The sequence below is a fragment of the Sphingobium sp. FW306-1B-F04DB genome (assembly GCF_058781925.1).
On record NZ_JBYSXE010000001.1, the window covers coordinates 118,203 to 140,125 of the forward strand.

The window sequence follows — 21,923 nt, forward strand, 5'->3', positions numbered from 1 at the left end:
GGCGGGACAAGTTGTTGCCGCGGTTCAGGCGGGAACCGTGACCCTGGCGTGCTGCACGACGTGCTCGGCGAGCTTGCCGCTCAGCTCGGCGAGATGGTCGAAACGCGCCTCGAAGCTTGCCAATCCCTGGCTCAGCGAGCGCAACTCGGCGTCGAGCCCGTGCAGTTCGGCTTCGGGCAGCAAGGCATCGACACGGTCCCAGCGCGACCAGCCTTCGCGCGGGTTGATGCCGAGCACCTGCCCGCGTCGGCTCGAGATTGCGGAGCTCGCCCTGGACGTCGCGCTTCCGGGCGTCAGGATGCTCACCTGCCAGATCGGTTCGAGCAGATAGGGCGCGCATTGCGGCAGCGCCTCCGACATCGCGATCCGCCCCGCGAGCCGGAAGGCAAGTTCGGAGCTGTCGACGCTGTGGAACGACCCGTCGACCAGCGTCACCGCGACATCGACGACAGGAAAGCCCAGCGGCCCGCGCTCCATAGCATCGCGTACGCCCAGTTCGACCGCGGGGATCCATTGCTTGGGAATCGCGCCGCCCGTGATCTTCTCGTCAAAGACGAAGCCCGCGCCGCGTTCGAGCGGCCGTACCTCGATGATCACATCGCCATATTGGCCGTGCCCACCCGACTGCTTCTTGTGCCGTCCGCGCTGTGTCGCGGGCTTGCGGATCGATTCGCGATACGGGACGCTTGGCCGGTGCGTATCGACATCGACGCCATAGCGCCGCTTGAGCTTGGCGATCGTCGCCTGGAGATGCTCGTCGTTCACCCCGCGCAACAGCATCTCGCGCGCCGCATCGTCATGCCCCCATTTGAGCGAGGGATCCTCTTCGGCCAGTTTGTGGAGTGCGGTCGAGAGACGGACATCGTCCTTGCGGTCGCGCGTCGAGATGGCGAGCGCGCTGTTCATCGCGGGGGGAACAAATGCCTTTGAGGCGGCCGCAACCTTGCGTCCGATGCCGAGCAGGTCGCCGCTGTGGACGGTGTCGACCTTGGCGATCGCGACGACGTCGCCGGGTTCGGCATTGGCGGTCTTGGCGGTGCTTGCGCCCTGGACAAAAAACAACCCGCCGATGCGGGTCGCTTCTCCGGCGGGATCCACGAGCTCGCCGCCCTCGCTGAGCGGCGCGCCCCAGACCCTGGCATAGGCGAGCCGGCCGACCGGGCTGCCGTGCGAGATCTTGAGGACATAGCTGCTTGGATCGGTGGCACCGATGCGCTCGGCAGCCGCCCCGGGTTCGGGCGCCTCGTGGCGCAGCATCTTGAGCAGGCGGTGGACGCCGAAACCATTGAGAGCCGATCCGAAGAGAACCGGGACCACCAGCCCTTCGCGCACCTCGCGCGCCAGATCCGCGCAGACCGCCTCGAGGCTCGGCGCCTCGTCGGAAATCAGCTGTTCGAGCAACGCATCGTCGTGGTCGGCGAGCTGTTCGAGCATGTGGAACCGGTCTTCGGCCTCGCGCCCCGCCAGCTCCGCGGGAATGTCGACACGCTCGGATTGCTTGCCCGGGCGGTAGTGATAGGCGCGTTCGAGCGCGAGATCGACGAAGCCCGTCACCTTCTCGCCCTCGCGGATCGGGATCTGGCGCGCGAGCAGCGCCGCCGCGCTCATCGGCTCTAATGCCATAAGAAGTTCGCGGATCGAGCCACGCGCCTGATCGATCTTGTTGACGAATATCGCATGCGGCACGCCCAGAGCCTCGAGGCGCCGCAGCACCGGCTCGGCCAGCGAGGCGCGCGCGGGATCGGGATCTATCACCACCAGCGCGAGATCGGCCGCGTTGAGCGCGGCCTCGCCATCAGCGGCAAAGCCGATCGAGCCGGGGGTGTCGATGACCGCAAAACGATCGCCCAGATATTCGAAACGCGCGAGGTTGATCTCTGTCGAGCCGCCGCGTGCGCGCGCCTCAGGGCTCGCATCGCCCGTGCTCGTGCCGGCTTCCACTGCGCCTTGTCGGCTGATCGCGCCGGCGGCGAACAGCAGCGCTTCCATGAGACTTGTCTTGCCGGCTCCCGCCGGGCCGACCAACGCGATCGCCCGGGCTCCTTTCTGGTTTGGCATGATGCTCTCCTTCAGGCCGCATCCGTCCTCGCCTGCGGATCATGGCAGGACGGGACGCGGCTCTCCCGTCCGGCGGGTGCTGAGGCGCAGCTGCACATTTCTTACCCTCAGCCGATGCACTTCGCCAGCACCCGAAAGGCTCGGTCCAACCGGATTATTCGGTACCGACCACCAATCACGGCCTTTTCACACCGCTTCGGCTCACCTAAGGCCTTGATCGATCCAGGCGGATTCTGCCTGGATCGTGAATCAAGGCCTCAGCATATGATGAGAGCCTGATTCACGGCATCAGCGGAAGCGTAAAGCGCTTCCACCTCAACCGATCAGGCTCTAAGTGGCAAGCATGACTTCGACCAACGACATCCGCCGCTCCTTCCTCGACTATTTCGAAGGGCAGGGCCATGCGCGCGTCGCGTCCGCGCCGCTGGTGCCGCACAACGATCCCACGCTCATGTTCGTGAATGCGGGCATGGTGCCCTTCAAGAACGTGTTCACGGGACTGGAGAAGCGCGACTATTCGACCGCGACATCGTCGCAGAAGTGCGTGCGCGCGGGGGGCAAGCACAACGATCTCGACAATGTCGGCTACACCGCGCGGCACCACACCTTTTTCGAGATGCTCGGCAACTTCTCGTTCGGTGACTATTTCAAGGAGCAGGCGATCACGCATGCGTGGACGCTGCTGACGAAGGAATGGGGCATTCCCGCCGACAAGCTCACTGCCACCGTCTATCACACCGACGATCAGGCATTCGATCTGTGGAAGAAGATCGCGGGACTGCCCGAAAGCCGCATCATCCGCATCCCGACCAAGGACAATTTCTGGGCGATGGGCTCGGATGGCCCCTGCGGCCCCTGTTCGGAGATCTTCTACGACCATGGCGACCATATCTTCGGCGGCCCTCCGGGGTCGCCCGATGAGGATGGCGACCGCTTCGTCGAGATCTGGAACCTCGTCTTCATGCAGTTTCTGCAGGAAAATGACGAGGTTGTCGGCGATCTGCCGCGTCCCTCGATCGATACTGGAATGGGACTCGAACGTCTCGCAGCGGTGCTTCAGGGCGTTCACGACAATTACGACACCGACACCTTCAAGGCGCTGATCGCCGAATCGGGCGATCTGACGAAGACCGCCACCACGGGCGACACCCAGGCCAGCCACCGCGTGATCGCAGATCACCTGCGCTCCTCGGGCTTCCTCGTCGCCGATGGCGTGCTGCCCGCGAATGAGGGTCGCGGTTATGTCCTTCGCCGCATCATGCGCCGCGCCATGCGCCACGCGCATCTGCTCGGCGCCAAGGAGCCGCTGATGCACCGCCTTGTCCCCGCGCTGGTCGCAGAGATGGGTGGCGCCTATCCCGAACTGGTCCGCGCGCAGCCGCTGATCGAGGCGACGCTGCTTCAGGAGGAAACGCGTTTCCGCCAGACGCTCGCCAACGGTCTTCGCCTGCTCGACGAAGCGACCACGAGCTTCAAACCCGGGGATACGCTGCCCGGCGAGACCGCGTTCAAGCTCTACGACACCTTCGGCTTTCCCTATGACCTGACCGAGGACGCGCTGCGCGCCCAGTCGCTGCTGGTCGACCGCGCGGGCTTCGACGCCGCGATGGCCGAGCAGAAGGCCGCGGCGCGCGCCGCGTGGAAGGGATCTGGCGACAAGGCCTCGGAAGAGGTCTGGTTCGACATCGCCGAGGAACTCGGCGGCACCGAATTCACCGGCTATACCTCGGCCGAGGGCGAGGGGCAGGTGGTTGCGCTCGTCAAGGACGGCGCGCGCGTCGACAAGGCCGAAGCGGGCGACAATGTCGTTATCCTCACCAACCAGACGCCCTTTTACGGCGAGAGCGGCGGCCAGATGGGCGACGCCGGCCTCATAAGCAATGACAAGGGCTTGAAGGCAGTTGTTGAGGACACATCGAAGCTCCTCGGCCGCCTCCACGCGCATCAGGCGAAGATCGAGAGCGGCAGCATCGCGGTCGGTGACACCGTCCATCTCGCGATCGATGACGAGCGCCGCACGCAGCTCCGCGCCAATCACTCGGCGACACACCTGCTCCATGCCGCGTTGCGCGAACGCCTTGGCGGCCATGTGACGCAGAAGGGCAGCCTTGTTGCGCCCGATCGCCTGCGCTTCGACTTCTCGCATCCCAATGCGCTGACGGCCGCCGAAATCGCGGCGATCGAAGCCGATGTGAACGCGCAGATCCGCGGCAACGAGACCGTCTCCACGCGCCTCATGACCCCTGACGATGCAGTCGCGGCGGGCGCACTCGCGCTATTCGGCGAAAAATATGGCGATGAAGTTCGCGTCCTCTCGATGGGCACCGAAGCGGGCAAGACCTACTCGGTCGAGCTTTGCGGCGGAACGCACGTCCGCGCGCTGGGCGATATCGCGATCTTCAAGATTGTTTCCGAAAGCGCAGTGTCCAGCGGTGTACGCCGCATCGAGGCGCTGACCGGCGAGGCCGCGCGCGCCTGGCTCGTGGCACGCGACGAACGCCTCAAGGAAGCCGCCGCCGCGCTCAAGACCGCTCCCGATGACGTGCCCGCGCGCGTCATGGCGCTGATGGAAGAGCGCAAGCGCCTCGAGCGCGAACTCGCCGACGCCAGGAAGGCGCTCGCCATGGGCGGCGGGGCGGGCAAGGCCGAAGCGGCGGGCCCCGAACAGGTCGGTGGCTACGCCTTCCTCGGTCAAGTGGTGGAAGGGCTCGATCCCAAGGGATTGCGCGGCGCCGTCGACGATATGAAAACCCGTGTGAGCTCCGGTATCGCGGCTTTGGTCGCAGTCAATGACGGCCGCGCGTCGGTCGCGGTCGGTGTCACGGACGATCTAGTGGGAGCTGTGAGCGCGGTCGATCTCGTGAAGGCCGCGGTAGCGGCGCTCGGCGGTCAGGGCGGCGGTGGCCGCGCCGACATGGCGCAGGGCGGCGGTCCCGATGGCGACAAGGCGGCCGACGCGCTGTCTGCGATCCGCGACGTGCTTCAGAGCGTGCCCGCCTGACCAACCTAGCCGCTTTGGTGCTCCGGGCTTGACCCGGAGCCCATGCAGCAAGCACCAAAGAGCCCGTCGGTATGGGCTCCTGCTTTCGCAGGAGCACTGAAGCGCAGGCTATGCTGTCATACACCATCCGTTCCTGTCATGTTCTCCGCGGGGCGGGCTCGCGGAAACGGACAGGGCGAATCTAGATGGCGTTTTGTGAGAAGTTTGCGAAGTTAAGCGAAGTTAAGGTGCTATCCCTCGACCTCGCCCAGCCGTGTCCGCCTGAGCCGCGGCTCGCGATCCAGTTCGCCGGCCTGCTTGATTTCCTTGCGGAATTCGTCGCGCTTCTCATGGATCGACGCAATCACGGGCCCCATCGCGACGCCGAGGTCGACCAGCACAGCCTCGGACAGTTGCAGCGAGCTTTCGAGCGTCTCGGGGACCGCATCGGTCGCGCCCGCGCGGTAAAGCTCGGCAGCGTGGTCGGTGTCACGCGCGCGCGCGACGATCGTTAGATCGGGAAAGCGCTTGCGGACCTGCGTCGTGATCCGCACCGTCTGTACAGGATCGTCCATCGTCAGGATGAGCGCGCCGGCATTGCCGAGGTCGAGCCGGTCGAGCATGCCGGGGCGGCCGATGTCGCCGAAGATCACAGGGAAACCCTCACGGCGGGCGTGTGCCACCGAGTCGATATCGGCCTCGATCGCAACCATCGGCTTGCCGTGTGCCTGAAGCATCTGGGCAACGAGCGAGCCGACGCGCCCGAAGCCGACGATGATCGCGCGCGGCCCGGCGCCTTCATGCGCTCCGATTGCGGGCTCCGTCGTGTCGCCGAGCTCGATGCGGCGTGAGACATCGCGCCCGACCCGCGCAAGCAAGGGCGTGATCGTCAGCCCCAGCGCGGTCACGATCTGCCAGAAGGCGGCGGTCGAAGGCAGGATGAGCTGCGCCTGCGCGGCCGCCGCCAGCACGATCAACGTCGTTTCGGAAGGCGATGCCATCAGCAGTCCCGTCTCTGCCGCGACGCCCGTGCGTGCCCCGGTAAGACGCAGCAGCAGCGCGGTGATCAACGTCTTCACCACCACCACGCCAACGACGGCCCCGGTAAGCGCCAGCCAGTTTGCGGCGATCACGCGCAAGTCGAGGCTCATCCCCACGGTGATCAGGAACACACCCAGCGCGAGGCCCTTGAAGGGAGCGGTCATCATTTCGACCTCGGTATGGTACTCGGTCTCGGCGATCAGCAGCCCCGCGAGCAGCGCGCCCACGATCGGCGAAAGCCCCACCGCCGCGGTCGCGATGCTGGCGAGGATGACGACGATGAGGCTCGCGGCGAGAAACAGTTCGGGGCTTTTGGTGCGCGCGGCCTGCGCGAAGAGGCGGGGCAGTGCGATCCGGCCCAGCACCATCATCGCCGCGATGGTGAGCCCGCCGACCCAGAGCGTCCGCGCCATCCCTTCCAGCCCTCCCGACTGGGCATAGGGCGCGAGCGCGCCGAGCGCGAAGATGATCGGCACCAGCGCGACATCCTCGAACAGCAGCATCGCGAAGGCAGCGCGACCGACGGGCGATTGCGTGCCCGTCATCGGTAGCACGAGCGCGGTCGATGACAGCGCAAGCGCGATGCCGAGGCCGAGCGCGCCCGCCCAGCTTTGGCCCATCAGGAAAAGCGCGAGACCGAGCGCCAGCCCCGACAGCGCGAGTTCGGCCGCGCCAAGCCCGAAGACGAGCTGCCGCATCGTCCACAGGCGTTTGAACGAGAGCTCGAGCCCGATCGAGAACAGCAGCAGCACGATCCCGAGTTCGGCAAAGGGCTTGATCGATTCGGGATTGGTGATCGTGACGTGGAACAGCCAGGGCCAGCGGTCGACGAACGACCCCAGTCCGGCAGGGCCGACCAGCACCCCGACAAGGATGAAACCGATCACCGGGTTGACGCGAAACCGTGCGAAGGCCGGGATCACGACGCCCGCCGCGCCAAGGACCACAAGCGAATCGCTGAACGCGGGGGAGTCGATCTCGAATGCCATGACGCATCATTGCGGCGATGCAGCATGATTTCTAGCGCCACGGTCATGAAAGGCATAAAAATACATTTGCGGGGATCGCAATATCTGCCGTCGCCCCCTAGATCGTCGGGGCAAACAACAAAGGGGAAATTATAGCGCATGCCGCATGCAACACCGCTGATTGCAACCATCGTCGGCGGGCTTGTGCTTGCTTTCATCTTCGGCGCTATTGCCTTTCGTCTGCGACTTTCCCCGTTGATCGGATACCTCGCCGCCGGTGTCGTCGCGGGACCTTTCACGCCGGGCTATGTGGCCGATCAGCATCTCGCCAACGAACTCGCTGAACTTGGCGTGATCCTGCTGATGTTCGGCGTCGGTCTTCATTTTTCGGTCAAGGACTTGATGGCGGTCCGCAAGATCGCCATCCCGGGCGCGCTCGCGCAGATCGCCTTGGCGGTGTTGCTCGGCATGGGGCTCGCGCATCTGCTTGGCTGGACTCTGGCGGGCGGCTTCGTCTTCGGCCTTGCGCTCTCGGTCGCGAGTACGGTCGTGCTGCTGCGCGCGCTGCAGGAACGCCGCATCCTTGACACCGAGCGTGGCCGCATCGCGGTCGGCTGGCTGATCGTCGAGGATCTGGTGATGGTGCTGGCGCTCGTCCTGCTACCCGCGCTGGCGGGCGAAGGCGGGGGCCAGAGCCTCGTCACGACGCTGCTCCTCACCGTGGGCAAGGTCGCCGCCTTTATCGCCTTCATGATGATCGTGGGCCGGCGCGTGATACCCTGGCTACTTCATTCGGTCGCGCATGGCGGATCGCGCGAACTGTTCCGCCTTGCGGTACTCGCGATCGCGCTCGGCGTGGCCTTTGGCGCCGCCATGCTGTTCGGCGTCTCCTTCGCGCTGGGCGCCTTCTTTGCGGGCATGATCCTCGCCGAGTCACCGCTCAGTCAGCGCGCGGCCGAGGAAACGCTGCCGCTGCGCGACGCCTTTGCCGTGCTGTTCTTCGTGTCAGTGGGAATGCTGTTCAACCCCTCCATCATCCTCTCCGACACGCTGCCGCTTCTGGGCACCGTCACGATCATCATCTTCGGCAAGTCGATCGCGGCCTATGCGATCGCCCGTGCCTTCGGACGCCCCTCCAAGACCGCGCTGACCATTGCCGCAAGCCTCGCGCAGATCGGCGAATTCTCGTTCATTCTCGCCACGCTCGGCACCAGCCTCGAGCTGTTCCCTGCGGACGCGCGTAACCTGATCCTGGCTGGCGCGATCATCTCGATCCTGCTCAACCCCTTCCTGTTCAAGTTGATCGACCGCTTCATCGGCAAGCCCGAGCCAGCGGCCGAAGCTCCGCCTGCGGTTCCCGCCAAGGGGCATGTGGTGCTGGTGGGTTATGGCCGCGTGGGGCGCATCGTCGGCGAAAGCCTCATCAATTCGGATGAACGCTTCAGCGTGATCGAGGCCGAGGACGACGTCGTCGACCTGCCGGGCGAGGACAAGGCGCTGGTCATCCACGGCAATGCCGCCAGTGCCGACACCCTTGAAAGCGCCAAGATCGAAGACGCCCGCCTGCTGTTCGTCGCCATTCCCGAGAGTTTCGAGGCTGGCCAGATCATCGAGCAGGCCCGCCGGCTCAACCCCGCGATCCGCATCGTCGCGCGGGCGCATTCGGAAGAGGAGGTCGCCCACCTCAAGAAGATGGGCGCTGATCTCACCGTCATGGGCGAAAGGGAGATTGCGCGACGGATGGTCGAGCAGGCGGGGGCAGCCGCCTGACGCTCAACCGCCGCCGGGGCCGTGCGTGCCTGCGGCGGGCGGGCCCGAGGGCATGTTGTCGCCATGCGCGTGCCCTGTGTCCCATTCGATATGGTAGAGGTCGAAGCGCCGGTCGTTGAGGTTGCGGACCGTCCCTTCGGCGCGCGCCCAGGTGAGGTCGGCAAGATTGACGTCGGAGATCGTCAGCGTCTCGACATTCTCGGTCGCTTCGGCCGCGATTCCGTCGCGGGCAAAGGGGAAGTCGCAGGGCGTCAGGATGCAGCTTTGCGCGTACTGGATGTCCATATTGTCGACATTGGGCAGGTTTCCGACATTGCCCGACAGCACCATGAAGCACTGGTTCTCGATCGCGCGCGCCTGGCTGCAATAGCGCACGCGCAGATAACCCTGGCGGCTGTCGGTGCAGAAGGGGACGAAGATGATGCGCGCGCCCTGGTCAACGAGCCGGCGCGCGAGTTCGGGAAATTCGCTGTCGTAGCAGATCAGTACGCCGATCGGACCGCAATCGGTCTGGATCACGTCGATCGCGTCGCCGCCCTTGATGTTCCACCAGTAACGCTCGTTGGGCGTAGGGTGAATCTTCTCCTGCGCGTGCGTCGAACCGTCGCGCAGCGCGACATAGCCCACGTTCTGGATGTCGCCGTCATCAGTGCGCGTGGGATGTGAGCCGCCGATGATGTTGATGTTGTACTCGAGCGCCATGCGCGCGAGTTCCTTCTCGATCCTGGGTGTATAGGCGGTGAGCGCGTCAATCGCCTCGACCGGCGAGAGCTTGCGTGTCTCGAAGGAGAGGAGAGGGAGGGTAAACAGTTCTGGAAAGACTATGAAGTCTGACCTGTAATCCGCTGCAACATCGACGAAATATTCGACGTTCCTGACAAATTCCTCGAAGTTTTCGACAGCGCGAGCCTGAAGCTGGCAGGTCGCAAGGCGGACGCTTTCGACATCGCGGGGGACCCGGAATTCGGGAGGCGAATCCTCATCGACATAGGGGTTGCGCCACACCATGTGCGCCGCATAGCCCAGCGATTTCCTGTCCTCCGGGAGATAGTTGCTGAGGACGCCGACCGGTTCATAGCCGTTGTGCAACTGAAAGGTGATGACGGGATCACTCAGTTTCCCCTCGACCACCTTTTTCAGATAGTCCTCGGGGCCGCTGACCTTGCGGCGGGCGCGACCATAGCCGGGCATGCGCCCGCCGAACGCGATACCCGAGAGATCAAGCCTTTCGGCAAGCGCCTTGCGTTCGTCATAGAGTCGCTGGCCGATCCGAAGACCCCGCTGCTTGGGATCGACGCACATTTCATAGCCATAGAGCCAGTTGCCCGTGGGATCGTGGCGAGAGCCAAAGCCGTTACCCGTGATCTCATCCCAGTCGTGCGGGGCGAGCGCGATCGAGCCCGCGATCCGCATCGACGCGCAATAACCCACCATCTTGCCGTTGAAGGTGGCGACGAACTGGCCTTCGGGAAAATTGTTGAGCTGTCCGCGAATGACCCCGGCCGTATAGCCGGGGAGTTCGGGATAGGCGCGCGCAATGAGACGCTGGATCGCCGGCACATCGGCCAGCTTCGCCTGCCTTACGTCAAGTCTCGCGCGCCCTTTCCGGGTCACGGCTTATTTCCAGTCGCTCATCGCCTTTTCGAGGTTCACGCGGATCGCCTCGAAAAATTGCTCGGTGGTCATCCACGCCTGATCGGGGCCGATCAGGATCGCGAGATCCTTGGTCATCTTGCCCTGCTCGACGGTCTCGATGCAGACGCGCTCGAGCGTTTCGGCGAAGCGCGTCACGTCGGGCGTGCCGTCGAACTTGCCGCGATATTTGAGGCCGCCTGTCCAGGCGAAGATCGACGCGATCGGATTGGTCGAGGTCGCCTTGCCCTGCTGGTGCATGCGATAATGGCGCGTGACCGTGCCGTGCGCGGCCTCGGCCTCGACGGTCTTGCCGTCGGGCGACATCAGCACCGAGGTCATCAGGCCCAGCGAGCCGAAGCCCTGCGCAACCTGGTCGGACTGGACGTCGCCATCATAGTTCTTGCATGCCCAGACGAACTTGCCGTTCCACTTGAGCGCCGAGGCGACCATGTCGTCGATCAGGCGGTGCTCATAGACGATGCCCGCTTCCTTGAACTGGTCCTGGAACTCGGTTTCGAAGACTTCCTGGAACAGGTCCTTGAAGCGGCCGTCATAGGCCTTGAGGATGGTGTTCTTGGTCGACAGATAGACCGGCCAGCCGCGGCCGAGACCGTAGTTCATGCTGGCGCGCGCGAAGTCGCGGATCGAATCGTCGAGATTGTACATCGCCATCGCGACGCCCGACGACGGAAACTGGAAGACTTCCTCGTCAATCACGGTGCCATCTTCACCCTCGAAAACAAGACGGAGCTTGCCGGGGCCGGGGACGCGATAGTCGGTCGCGCGGTACTGGTCGCCGAACGCATGGCGGCCGACGACGATGGGATCGGTCCAGCCCGGAATCAGGCGCGGGACATTCTTGATCACGATCGGTTCGCGGAAGACGACGCCGCCCAGGATGTTGCGGATCGTCCCGTTGGGCGATTTCCACATCTTCTTGAGGCCGAACTCCTCGACGCGCGCCTCGTCGGGGGTGATCGTGGCGCACTTCACGCCGACACCGTATTTCTTGATCGCCTTGGCGGAATCGACGGTGATCTTGTCCTCGGTCTCGTCGCGCTTCTCGATGCCGAGATCGTAATAATCGAGCTGGATATCGAGATAGGGGAGGATCAGGCGCTCACGAATCCATTGCCAGATGATTCGTGTCATCTCGTCGCCATCAATCTCGACGACGGGGTTTTTCACCTTGATCTTAGCCATTGACGCGTTCTTTCTCCGGGGGAAGGGTTCGCGGGAGCCCTTAGGCCGTCAAGGCCCGTCGATCAACTGCGCCGCCGTTGTAAGTGTCGCATTCGCCGCCTAAAGAGGGCGCATGACAGATATTACAAAGCCGGACAGCACGGCCGCGGGCGTGAAATGGCGCTGGCCGAGCGTCCACCCGGAAGGCCGCAAATTCATCCTCATTTCGGGCGCGATCACGCTCTTCCTTGCCTGGATGGCGTGGGAAACGCTGGCATGGCCGATGGCGGGCATCACGATATGGGTCGCGGCCTTCTTCCGCGATCCGGTGCGTTCGGTGCCGCAGGGCGACGGGCTGATCGTCGCACCCGCCGACGGCATGGTGACGCTGATCCAGCACGTCATGCCGCCGCGCGAAATGGCGGGCCCCGACGGGCTGGGCGATGAGCCGATGACGCGCGTTTCGATCTTCATGAGCGTGTTCGACGTCCACATCAACCGCACCCCGATCGGCGGGACGGTCAAGAATGTCGTCTATATCTCGGGCAAGTTCCTCAACGCCGATCTCGACAAGGCGAGCGAGGACAATGAGCGCCAGCACATCCTGGTCGAGGGCCATAACGGGCTGCGCATCGGCTTCACCCAGATCGCGGGGCTCGTCGCGCGGCGGATCGTACCCTTCGTCAAACCCGGCGACATCGTCGCCGCCGGCCAGCGGATCGGCCTGATCCGCTTCGGCAGCCGCGTCGACGTATATCTCCCCACCGGCACCGCGCCCAAGGTAGCGCTCGGCCAGCGCATCGTGGCGGGCGAGACGATCCTTGCGGTCGTGGGCGAGGGACAGGCGCTCGGCGCCATCCCGCAATGATCGATCCCGCCCAGCCCGCGCTGCGGCGCGGCATTCCGCTGCGCGCACTGATCCCCAATGCGGTCACCGCGCTCGCGCTGTGCTTTGGCCTGACGGGGATTCGTTTCGGCATCGCCGGCGAATGGGAAAAGGCGGCGGCCGCGATCATCATCGCGGGCTGCCTTGACGGGATCGACGGGCGGATCGCGAGGTTGTTGAAGGGGGAGAGCCGGTTCGGCGCCGAGCTTGATTCACTCTCGGACGTGATCGCGTTCGGCGTTTCGCCCGCGATCATCATCTATCTCTGGTCGCTCCAGCACCTGCCGCAGTTCGGCTGGGTCTTCGCCTTGTCGCACGCGGTGTGCTGCGCGCTGCGCCTTGCCCGCTTCAACGCCAATATCGACGTCAAGGATCAGCCGCACAAATCGGCGGGCTTCCTGACGGGCGTGCCGGCGCCCGCGGGCGCGGGGCTCACGCTGTTGCCGCTCTATCTGACGCTATGGACGGGCGAGTCGATCTTTCGCGAGGTCTATATCGTCGCGCCCTGGCTCGCCTTCGTCGCCTTTCTGATGATTTCCAACCTCGCGACCTTCAGCTGGTCCTCGCTGCGCCTGCGCCGCCATATCCGCCTCGAGGCGTTGGCGTTGGTCGGCATATTGGGCGCGGCGCTGCTTTCAGCGCCCTGGGCCACGCTTTCGGTGATCAGCGTGCTCTATCTGCTGGCGATCCCGTTCGGCGTGCGCAGCTATGCGCGCGTCAGGCGGCAGCGCGCAGCGACGCAGAACGCCGGGACATAGTTGCGCTTCGCGTCCGGCGCGGCACGAAACTGATGGATTCCAGCCTCGCGGCCGCGTCCCTTTCCGCCATCGCCACGACCCTGAGCGAGCGTCCGGCCAAAGCATGACGGATCGCGTCCGCGTGGCCGCGCAACATCGCGACGATCACACCAATCGCGGTCGCAAGCGTCGCCAGGAACAGCGCGGTCGAAAGAAACTGGGCCATCACAACCTCCCTTATCTCTACCCGTCTGTCCGCCCGCCGCGTTTTTCTACTGGGGGGGGGCGGATCCCTCGGGGCTTGGGCGCACATTAATGTTCATGTTTTGTTCTATTGTCAATATGCCGATGGACACGGCTATCGATCGACCTCGGCAGACGTCTGCGGCGCGCATTTCAACTCGCTGACCGCGGCACCCTGGGCATCGCCCGTGGCGAGCACGGTGATCTCGCGACACCCCTGTGCGTCACCCTCGCGCACCGGCCCGGCGATGACGAAGCCCTCGCGATCCCCTTCGCGCCATTGCTGAACCGATCCGCTTGCCAGCGCCTTCTCCACCGCCGTTTTTCTGTCCGCTGCGACGGGAGCAGGCACCGGAGCCACCGGAGCGGCAGTCGCAATCGCAGGCGCGCCTGCAACAATGCGATCACGCGCAGCTCGGGTCGGCGCGGCGGCCTTGACGGGCCGCGCCCGATCGACCGCTTCGTCCAGCGAAATGCGCAGCAGCGGCCCACGCGTTTGCTGGGCAGCGGGAGCATCACCCGACCGCGCGCCCGAGAAGACCGCGAGAACCAGCGCGGCCGCCATCGGAAGTCCCAACGCCAGCAGCGCGTTTCGCCGCCTGACGGACGATGAACGCCCCACGGAGCCGGGTAGAAGGGCCGGACGCGCGGTCGGGACAGCGGGCCATCGATGCTCGGTGCGTATGTAATGGAATTCGGTGCACGTACCATTTGCGGACCGGGACATCCCGCGAAATTCGGTCACGACCCGCTCATTGCCGGATACCGGGGCGACATGTCGCGCGGCCGGTGGACGGAAAGACGATCCGCCGGGCCCAAGCCTTTGCTTCAGCTCGACGAGCAGGTCGCCAACCCGAACGGGCCAATCCATGTTGCGCGCGCGATATCGATCCACAGCAGCCTCCCACGGCACTGTCGGCCACCGGCATCCTGACGGCGGTGTAACAAGCCGTACCGCGCGGGATAAGTTGGGCGCCCACGTGCATTGTGAGTAATCCCGATTCGCGCATGCGTCGTCGCGATGCTTGATTTCCGCACCCGATGCCGCTAAGCGCGCCGCCATCCCACATGGGAAGCGCACATACCGGTGCTGCAGGTGGATTGGCCTTGGCCGCGATTTCCGAGCCGTTGGACTTCGTCCAACTCGAAATCACTCCTCCCGCGGTTCTTGCTTCCCAGCGGATTAACCGGAAGGAGAAAGACTATGGCGGCACCTGTCGTCACCATGCACCAATTGCTTGAGGCCGGCGCGCATTTCGGCCACCAGACCCACCGCTGGAACCCGAAGATGAAGCCTTACATCTTCGGCGATCGCAACGGGATCCACATCATCGACCTGTCGCAGTCAGTGCCGCTCTTCGCGCGTGCGCTCGACTTCATCGACCAGACCGTCGCGCGTGGCGGCAAGGTCCTGTTCGTCGGCACCAAGCGCCAGGCGCAGGAGCCGATCGCCGAGGCCGCCCGCAAGTCGGGCCAGCACTATGTCAACCACCGCTGGCTGGGCGGCATGCTCACCAACTGGAAGACGATCTCGAACTCGATCAAGCGCTTCAAGGCGCTCGAAGAGCAGCTTTCGGGCGACACGCACGGCCTGACCAAGAAGGAAGTGCTGCAGCTCACCCGCGAGCGCGACAAGTTCGAGCTGTCGCTCGGCGGCATCCGCGACATGGGCGGCATTCCCGACGTGATGTTCGTGATCGACGCCAACAAGGAAGAGCTGGCGATCAAGGAAGCCAACACGCTCGGCATCCCCGTCGTCGCGATCCTCGATTCGAACGTTTCGCCTGACGGCATCGCATTCCCGGTTCCCGCGAACGATGACGCGAGCCGCGCGATCCGCCTTTACTGCGACGCCGTCGCGATCGCCGCGACCCGTGGCAGCCAGGGCGCGCAGCAGGCGCGTGGCGTCGACATCGGCGCGCTCGAGGAGGCTCCGGTCGAGCCCGCGCTCGCCGTGACCGAGGACGAGCAGGTTCCGGCCGAGGCGGCTGCCGAGGCCGAGCGCCAGACCGACGCCTGAGCATTTCGCGAAACTGCAATGCGGGCGGGGTAGGGCGCTTCGGGCACCTTACCCCGTCATGCTGAACTTGGTTCAGCATCCATGAACACCACCGGATCCGAACTGGCACGGTCAGTGTTCATGGATCCCGGATCAAGTCCGGGATGACGATTGAGGAATTTCAGGGCGCGGCGCAAGCCAACCCCAGCAGCAAGAAGGAAGATATCATGGCGGAGATCACCGCAGCACTCGTCAAGGAACTGCGTGAGCGCAGCGGCGCGGGCATGATGGACTGCAAGAAGGCGCTGGCCGAAACCAGTGGCGACCTGGAAGCCGCGGTCGACTGGCTGCGCACCAAGGGTCTCGCCGCCGCCGCCAAGAAGTCGAGCCGTACCGCGGCCGAGGGCCTCGTCGGCGTTGCCGTCGCGGGCACCAAGGGCGTGGCCGTCGAGGTCAACTCGGAAACCGACTTCGTCGCCAAGAACGACCAGTTCCAGGATTTCGTGCGCACCGTCGCGGGCATCGCGCTCGACGCGGGTGACGACATCGACGCGATTGCGGGCGCCGCACACCCCGCGGGCGGCACCGTCGCCGAGAAGCTGACCAGCAACATCGCCACCATCGGCGAGAACCAGAACCTGCGCCGCGCGAAGCTCGTGTCGGTCGACAAGGGTACGGTCGTGTCCTACGTCCACAACGCCGCGGCCCCCGGCCTCGGCAAGATCGGCGTGCTGGTCGCGCTCGAGAGCGAAGCCGCTGCCGACAAGCTCGAGGCGCTTGGCAAGCAGATCGCGATGCACATCGCGGCTGCCTTCCCGCTGGCGCTGAACGAAGACGATCTGCCCGCCGACGTGATCGAGCGTGAGCGCGCAATCGCAGCCGAGAAGGCCGCTGAATCGGGCAAGCCCGCCGACATCATCGCCAAGATGGTCGATGGCGCGATCGCGAAGTACCGCAAGGAAAACGCGCTGCTCAGCCAGCTCTTCGTCATGGACAACAAGACCAGGATCGCCGACGTCGTCGCCGCGGCGGGCAAGGAAGCCGGCAGCCCGATCGTGCTGAAGGACTATGTCCGCTTCCAGCTCGGCGAAGGCATCGAGAAGAAGGAATCGGACTTCGCTGCCGAAGTCGCGGCTGCCGCTGGCGTCGCCTGATTTCCTGAGATCAAGGAGGCCGCTGCGATCCACGGGTCGCGGCGGCCTCTTTTTTGAAGATTATGTGCAGGCGCTTGGCATTGCCTTGCGGCCTGACTAATGTCCGCGCCACTTCACAACTGATATGGATTCCTCCCACTGATGACACGGCCGCGCTTCAACCGCATCCTCCTGAAGCTTTCCGGCGAAGTGTTGATGGGCAACAGCCAGTTCGGCATCGATCCCGACACCGTCGCGCGCGTCGCCAGCGAGATTGCAGCCGCCAAGCTGGCGGGCCATGAACTTTGTGTCGTCGTGGGTGGCGGCAACATCTTCCGCGGCCTTGCGGCTGCGGCAAAGGGTTTTGAGCGCACCAGCGCCGACTATATGGGCATGCTCGCGACCGTGATGAACGCGCTCGCCGTCCAGAATGCGCTCGAGCAGATCGGCGTCGATACGCGCGTGCAATCCGCGATCCCGATGAGCACGGTGTGCGAACCCTTCATCCGCCGCCGCGCCGAGCGCCACATGGAGAAGGGCCGCATCGTCATTTTCGCGGCGGGCACGGGCAACCCCTATTTCACCACCGACAGCGCGGCCGCGCTCCGCGCCGCCGAGATGAACTGCGACGCGCTGTTCAAGGGCACTTCGGTCGATGGTGTCTATGATGCCGATCCCAAGAAAGTGAAGACGGCAAAGCGTTATGAAACAGTCACTTTCAACCGGGTCCTCTCGGACGATCTGAAGGTGATGGACGCAAGCGCGGTAGCGCTCTGCCGCGACAACAATATACCGATCGTGGTCTTCAACATCCGCGAGCAGGGCAATCTGGCCCGCGTGCTCGCCGGCGAAGGCGTTGCCACGATCGTCCAGAACGAGGAAGGATGAAACCATGCCCGCTTACGACAAGGCCGATCTGGAGCGCCGCATGCACGGCGCGGTTGAATCGCTGAAACACGATCTTGGTGGCCTGCGCACGGGCCGCGCCTCGATTTCGCTGCTCGATCCCGTCACCGTCGAAGTCTATGGTGCGCATATGCCGATCAACCAGGTGGCGACAGTCGCTGCACCCGAACCGCGCATGCTGTCGGTGCAGGTGTGGGACAAGTCCAATGTCGGCCCCGTCGACAAGGCGATCCGCTCCGCTGGCCTTGGCCTCAACCCGATCGTCGACGGCCAGACGCTGCGCCTGCCGATCCCCGACCTGACCGAGGAGCGCCGCAAGGAACTCGCCAAGCTCGCGGGGCAGTACGCCGAAAAGGCGCGCATCGCAGCGCGCAACGTGCGGCGCGACGGCATGGACAGCCTAAAGACCGACGAGAAGAAGCACGAGATCAGCGAGGACGAGCGCAAGCGCCTCGAAACCGAAGTGCAGAAGCTGACCGACAGCACGATCAGCGAGATCGACGCGGCTGCGAGCCACAAGGAAAAGGAAATTCTCGGCCAGTGAACCAGGCCGCAACAGCGCAGCAGCCGGTGCCCGCGGGCGAGGGCCGCGCGCCACGCCACGTCGCGATCATCATGGACGGCAATGGCCGCTGGGCAAAGAAGCGGCTGCTGCCGCGCGCTGCGGGCCATCGCCAGGGGGTCGAAGCCACGCGGCGGATCGTCCGCGCAGCCGGCGACCTCGGCATCGAGGTCCTGACGCTCTACGCCTTTTCCTCCGAGAACTGGCGCCGTCCGGCGACCGAGATCAGCGACCTGATGGGGTTGCTCCGCCGTTTCATCGTCAATGATATCGACGAACTGGCCGAAGCAGGCGTGCGACTGCGCATCATCGGCGACTATCAGGCGCTTGAGCCCGACGTTGTCGAGATGATCGACGGGGCGATCGCGCGCACCGCCGCGAACACCAAGACAACTCTCGTCATCGCTCTCAACTATGGTGCGCAGCAGGAACTCGTCCGCGCCGCGCGAAGCCTGGCTGCCGACGCAGCCGAGGGCAGGCTCGATCCCGCCGCTATCGATACAGCCGATATCGATGCCCGGCTCGATACCAGTGACCTTCCGCCGCTCGACCTGCTCATCCGCACCTCGGGCGAAAAGCGGCTTTCCAATTTCCTTCTGTGGCAGGCGGCCTATGCCGAACTGCTTTTCGTCGACACGCTCTGGCCCGATTTCGATGCCCAGGCGCTCGCCGACGCTATCGCGCGTTTCGGCCAGCGCGAGCGGCGTTTCGGGGGGCTATGACCGAACGTCCGAAGTCCGGTTGGGCCGCCGATCTTCCCCGTCGGGCACTGGTGGGGATCATCCTTATCGCGATCGCCGTCTTCGCGCTTGTCCAAGGGGGCATCGCGCTCTGGGTATTGACCAGCGTGATGGCGCTTCTGATGATGATGGAATGGGCCGATCTGGCAAAGGTCGGCGTTTCGATGCAGCGCCTTTCGATGTTTGCGTTGTCGGTGCCCATTGCGATCCTTTCGCCGCTCGCCGCCGGACCGGGCTTTTTCGCAGTCGGGCTGGTGTTGGGCGCAGCATTCTTCGTGACCATGGCGGCCCGGTCGCAACATTTGGGCCTTGGCGTGGCATATGCCGGGTTTCCCGCAGCCGCCCTGCTGTTCCTGCGCGAGCAGGACAATGGGCTCGTGCTCGCCTTCTGGACGCTCGCGATCGTCTGGGCGACCGATATCGGTGCCTATTTCGCGGGCCGGCTGATCGGCGGCCCCAAGCTCTGGCCCGCGGTGAGCCCAAGCAAGACCTGGGCCGGCCTGGCCGGCGGCATGACGGCGGCGCTGCTCACGGGGCTTGCCTTCCACCATTGGGGTGGCCTGCCGCTCGGATTGGCGCTGTCCAGCTTCGTACTGGCGGTGGTGGCGCAAGGGGGGGACTTGTATGAAAGCGCATTGAAGCGCAAGGCTGGTGTCAAGGACAGTGGCACCATCCTGCCCGGCCATGGCGGCGTCCTCGACAGGCTCGACGGTGTGGTACCCGTGGCGCCGATGGTTGCCCTGCTGGTGCTGACGGAAATCCTTTTGTGAAACATGTGACGATTCTTGGCGCCACCGGATCGGTGGGGCGGTCGACGCTCGATCTGGTCGAACGGACGCCCGATGCCTTCCGGATTGAAGCCCTGACCGCCAACAGCGATGTCGACGGGCTGGCCGATGCCGCCCGGCGGACACACGCGCAGCTGGCGGTGATTGCCGACGAAGCGCGCTACGACGCACTCAAGCAGGCGCTTTCGGGCAGCGGCATCGAGGTCGCGGCCGGTGCGGATGCCGTGGCAGCGGCTGCTGCGCGCCCCGCCGACTGGACGATGGCGGCCATCGTTGGCTGCGCGGGGCTGGCGCCCGTGATGGCGGCGGTCGCGCGCGGCGGCACGGTCGCGCTCGCCAACAAGGAGGCGCTGGTCTCGGCGGGGGCGCTGATGACGCGCGCGGTGCAGGCGCACGGCGCCACGCTGCTGCCCGTCGATTCCGAGCATAACGCGATCTTCCAATGCCTCGAGGACCATGCGCTGGATCGGGTCCGCCGCATCATCCTGACCGCGAGCGGTGGTCCTTTCCGCACCTGGTCGCGCGAGGAGATGGCGGCCGTGACCCCCGAGCAGGCGGTCAGGCACCCCAATTGGTCGATGGGGGCCAAGATTTCGGTCGATTCGGCGACGATGATGAACAAGGGGCTCGAACTGATCGAGGCGCATCATCTGTTTCCGGTCGGTTCCGATCGACTGGAGATCATCGTCCATCCCCAGTCGGTCATCCATTCGATGGTCGAATATGTCGACGGATCGGTGCTCGCCCAGCTCGGCACGCCCGATATGCGCACGCCGATCGCGCACAGCCTCGCCTGGCCCGAGCGGATGAAGACGCCGTGCGAAAGCCTTGATTTCGTGAAAGTAGCGCAGCTCGATTTCGAGGCACCCGATCTCGACCGCTTTCCGGCGCTCGCAGTGGCGCGGCGCGTCGTTGACGACAATCCCGCCAAATCCGCGATCCTGAACGCCGCGAACGAAATGGCGGTCGGCGCGTTCCTTGAACGTCGGATCGGGTTTCTGGAGATCGTGCCGGTTGTCGAGGCGACGCTGGAACGGTATGACCCGCCGGTTCCGGCTGCGCTCGAGGAAGTGTTCACGATCGACCGGGAGGCGCGCATTTTCGCGCAGGAGTGGATCGAGGCCAGAGCTTCTTGACGGAAAATCCCGGTATCTTGCTGACAATATTGGCGTTCGTGCTCGTTATCGGGCCGCTCGTCTTCATTCACGAGCTCGGCCACTATTTTGTGGGGCGCTGGTTCGGCGTCCATGCCGAGGCCTTCTCGATCGGATTCGGCCGGGAGATCTTCGGCTGGAGCGATGCGCGCGGCACGCGCTGGAAGGTCGGCTGGCTGCCACTGGGCGGCTATGTGCGCTTTGCCGGCGACATGAGCCCGGCTAGCGAACCGACCGAGGAATGGAAGGCGCTGCCGCCCGAGGAGCGCGCGCGGACTTTCCAGGCCAAGCCCGTCTGGCAGCGCGCGCTGATCGTGCTCGCCGGGCCGGTCACGAATTTCCTGTTCGCGCTGATCGTGCTCGCAGGTTTCGCGCTTGCCTATGGCCAGAGCCAGACGCCGCCGGTGATCGACCGGCTTGTTGCGGGCGCCGCGGCGGAAATGGGCGGCCTCAGGGTCGGTGACCGGATCGAGGCGATCAACGGCCGCGAGATGAAAACCTTCGACGATATCGCGGGCTTCGTGCTCTATCGGCCCGACGAGACCGTCACGATGGAAATCGTCCGCAACGGCACATCGCAAGAAATGCAGCTGGAAACCGGCGTCCGGATCGAGAAGGACCGTTTCGGCAACCAGTACAAGCTCGGTGTGCTCGGTATCTATTCGCCCAAGGCAGTGATCGTTCCGGTGAGCGTGCTTGAAGCGCCAGGCGTCGCGATCGACCGGACGGGCAAGATCCTGACGACGATGGTCGATACGCTGGGCCAGGTCATTACGGGACGACGTTCGGCGACCGAATTGGGCGGGCCGCTCAAAATCGCGCAGGTCTCGGGGGAACAGGTCAATCGCGGTATCGAGGACTTCATCTTCTTCGTCGCGCTGATCTCCATTAATCTGGGATTCATCAACCTGTTGCCAGTTCCCATGCTGGATGGCGGACATCTGCTCTTCTATGCGATCGAAGCGATCCGCCGGAAACCGGTGGGCGCGGCGGCGCAGGAATGGGCATTCCGCTCGGGCCTGCTGGTGCTGCTGACGCTTATGATCTTCGTGACATTCAACGATTTGTCGTCTTTCAAGGTCTGGGAAAGGCTGTCCGGCTTGATCGGCTGAGGCTGATCGGGCAGGGCGTGCTGCAATCT

At 64.8% G+C, this 21,923-nt stretch carries 18 protein-coding genes; 12 read left to right on the forward strand and 6 right to left on the reverse strand.

Annotated elements, in window-relative coordinates; translation table 11 throughout:
• Positions 1 to 24: 24 nt before the first annotated feature.
• Positions 25 to 2,058, reverse strand: coding sequence for an elongation factor G (locus AC3WJD_RS00570; RefSeq protein ID WP_492743530.1), 2,034 nt, complete (start codon positions 2,056 to 2,058; stop codon positions 25 to 27).
• A 343-nt stretch (positions 2,059 to 2,401) separates the two neighbouring features.
• Here AC3WJD_RS00570 and alaS point away from each other — a divergent pair, with 343 nt between their 5' ends.
• Positions 2,402 to 5,059 (forward strand): alanine--tRNA ligase, encoded by a 2,658-nt coding sequence (gene alaS, locus AC3WJD_RS00575; protein ID WP_492743532.1) that lies wholly within the window; start codon positions 2,402 to 2,404, stop codon positions 5,057 to 5,059.
• Positions 5,060 to 5,289: 230 nt separating this feature from the next.
• Here the strand turns inward: alaS and AC3WJD_RS00580 are convergent, their stop codons facing one another.
• The gene (locus AC3WJD_RS00580; RefSeq protein WP_492743534.1) at positions 5,290 to 7,068 is read right to left on the reverse strand and encodes a cation:proton antiporter domain-containing protein; all 1,779 of its coding nucleotides are present in this window, start codon (positions 7,066 to 7,068) and stop codon (positions 5,290 to 5,292) included.
• 138 nt (positions 7,069 to 7,206) lie between these two features.
• On the opposite strand from AC3WJD_RS00580, the gene ybaL reads away from it, so the two are divergent.
• Positions 7,207 to 8,817 carry a YbaL family putative K(+) efflux transporter gene (gene ybaL, locus AC3WJD_RS00585; protein WP_492743535.1) on the forward strand — a complete coding sequence of 537 codons (1,611 nt, stop codon included), beginning with the start codon at positions 7,207 to 7,209 and terminating at the stop codon, positions 8,815 to 8,817.
• 3 nt (positions 8,818 to 8,820) lie between these two features.
• Here the strand turns inward: ybaL and AC3WJD_RS00590 are convergent, their stop codons facing one another.
• Positions 8,821 to 10,431, reverse strand: coding sequence for a GNAT family N-acetyltransferase (locus AC3WJD_RS00590; protein ID WP_492743536.1), 1,611 nt, complete (start codon positions 10,429 to 10,431; stop codon positions 8,821 to 8,823).
• Between the two features lie 3 nt (positions 10,432 to 10,434).
• The gene (locus AC3WJD_RS00595) at positions 10,435 to 11,655 is read right to left on the reverse strand and encodes an NADP-dependent isocitrate dehydrogenase (protein ID WP_492743538.1); all 1,221 of its coding nucleotides are present in this window, start codon (positions 11,653 to 11,655) and stop codon (positions 10,435 to 10,437) included.
• 112 nt (positions 11,656 to 11,767) lie between these two features.
• Here AC3WJD_RS00595 and AC3WJD_RS00600 point away from each other — a divergent pair, with 112 nt between their 5' ends.
• Positions 11,768 to 12,502 carry a phosphatidylserine decarboxylase gene (locus AC3WJD_RS00600; RefSeq protein ID WP_492743539.1) on the forward strand — a complete coding sequence of 245 codons (735 nt, stop codon included), beginning with the start codon at positions 11,768 to 11,770 and terminating at the stop codon, positions 12,500 to 12,502.
• A complete protein-coding gene (locus AC3WJD_RS00605) occupies positions 12,499 to 13,278 on the forward strand; it encodes a CDP-alcohol phosphatidyltransferase family protein (protein ID WP_492743541.1) in 780 nt (259 codons plus the stop codon). The genes AC3WJD_RS00600 and AC3WJD_RS00605 overlap by 4 nt, the downstream gene beginning before the upstream one ends.
• Here the strand turns inward: AC3WJD_RS00605 and AC3WJD_RS00610 are convergent.
• Both AC3WJD_RS00610 and AC3WJD_RS00615 read right to left on the reverse strand, forming a co-directional pair.
• Complete coding sequence (locus tag AC3WJD_RS00610; RefSeq protein ID WP_492743543.1) at positions 13,238 to 13,483, reverse strand: hypothetical protein; 246 nt, start codon at positions 13,481 to 13,483, stop codon at positions 13,238 to 13,240. The two genes, AC3WJD_RS00605 and AC3WJD_RS00610, sit on opposite strands and share 41 nt — an antisense overlap.
• Positions 13,484 to 13,615: 132 nt before the next feature.
• The gene (locus AC3WJD_RS00615; RefSeq protein ID WP_492743545.1) at positions 13,616 to 14,065 is read right to left on the reverse strand and encodes a hypothetical protein; all 450 of its coding nucleotides are present in this window, start codon (positions 14,063 to 14,065) and stop codon (positions 13,616 to 13,618) included.
• 639 nt (positions 14,066 to 14,704) lie between these two features.
• Here AC3WJD_RS00615 and rpsB point away from each other — a divergent pair.
• The 8 genes from rpsB (at position 14,705) to rseP (ending at position 21,894) form a co-directional block, all read left to right on the forward strand.
• Positions 14,705 to 15,520 (forward strand): 30S ribosomal protein S2, encoded by an 816-nt coding sequence (gene rpsB, locus AC3WJD_RS00620; RefSeq protein WP_492743547.1) that lies wholly within the window; start codon positions 14,705 to 14,707, stop codon positions 15,518 to 15,520.
• Between the two features lie 206 nt (positions 15,521 to 15,726).
• Positions 15,727 to 16,653, forward strand: a complete 927-nt coding sequence (gene tsf, locus AC3WJD_RS00625) for a translation elongation factor Ts (protein WP_492743549.1) — start codon at positions 15,727 to 15,729, stop codon at positions 16,651 to 16,653.
• Between the two features lie 141 nt (positions 16,654 to 16,794).
• The gene (gene pyrH / locus AC3WJD_RS00630; protein WP_492743551.1) at positions 16,795 to 17,520 is read left to right on the forward strand and encodes a UMP kinase; all 726 of its coding nucleotides are present in this window, start codon (positions 16,795 to 16,797) and stop codon (positions 17,518 to 17,520) included.
• 4 nt (positions 17,521 to 17,524) lie between these two features.
• The gene (gene frr / locus AC3WJD_RS00635) at positions 17,525 to 18,082 is read left to right on the forward strand and encodes a ribosome recycling factor (protein WP_492743553.1); all 558 of its coding nucleotides are present in this window, start codon (positions 17,525 to 17,527) and stop codon (positions 18,080 to 18,082) included.
• Positions 18,079 to 18,822, forward strand: coding sequence for an isoprenyl transferase (locus AC3WJD_RS00640; protein WP_492743555.1), 744 nt, complete (start codon positions 18,079 to 18,081; stop codon positions 18,820 to 18,822). The genes frr and AC3WJD_RS00640 overlap by 4 nt, the downstream gene beginning before the upstream one ends.
• Complete coding sequence (locus AC3WJD_RS00645; protein WP_492743557.1) at positions 18,819 to 19,610, forward strand: phosphatidate cytidylyltransferase; 792 nt, start codon at positions 18,819 to 18,821, stop codon at positions 19,608 to 19,610. Before AC3WJD_RS00640 ends, AC3WJD_RS00645 begins: the two co-directional genes overlap by 4 nt.
• Positions 19,607 to 20,764 carry a 1-deoxy-D-xylulose-5-phosphate reductoisomerase gene (locus AC3WJD_RS00650; RefSeq protein ID WP_492743559.1) on the forward strand — a complete coding sequence of 386 codons (1,158 nt, stop codon included), beginning with the start codon at positions 19,607 to 19,609 and terminating at the stop codon, positions 20,762 to 20,764. The genes AC3WJD_RS00645 and AC3WJD_RS00650 overlap by 4 nt, the downstream gene beginning before the upstream one ends.
• The gene (rseP, locus tag AC3WJD_RS00655) at positions 20,761 to 21,894 is read left to right on the forward strand and encodes an RIP metalloprotease RseP (RefSeq protein WP_492743561.1); all 1,134 of its coding nucleotides are present in this window, start codon (positions 20,761 to 20,763) and stop codon (positions 21,892 to 21,894) included. Before AC3WJD_RS00650 ends, rseP begins: the two co-directional genes overlap by 4 nt.
• Positions 21,895 to 21,923 lie beyond the last annotated feature (29 nt).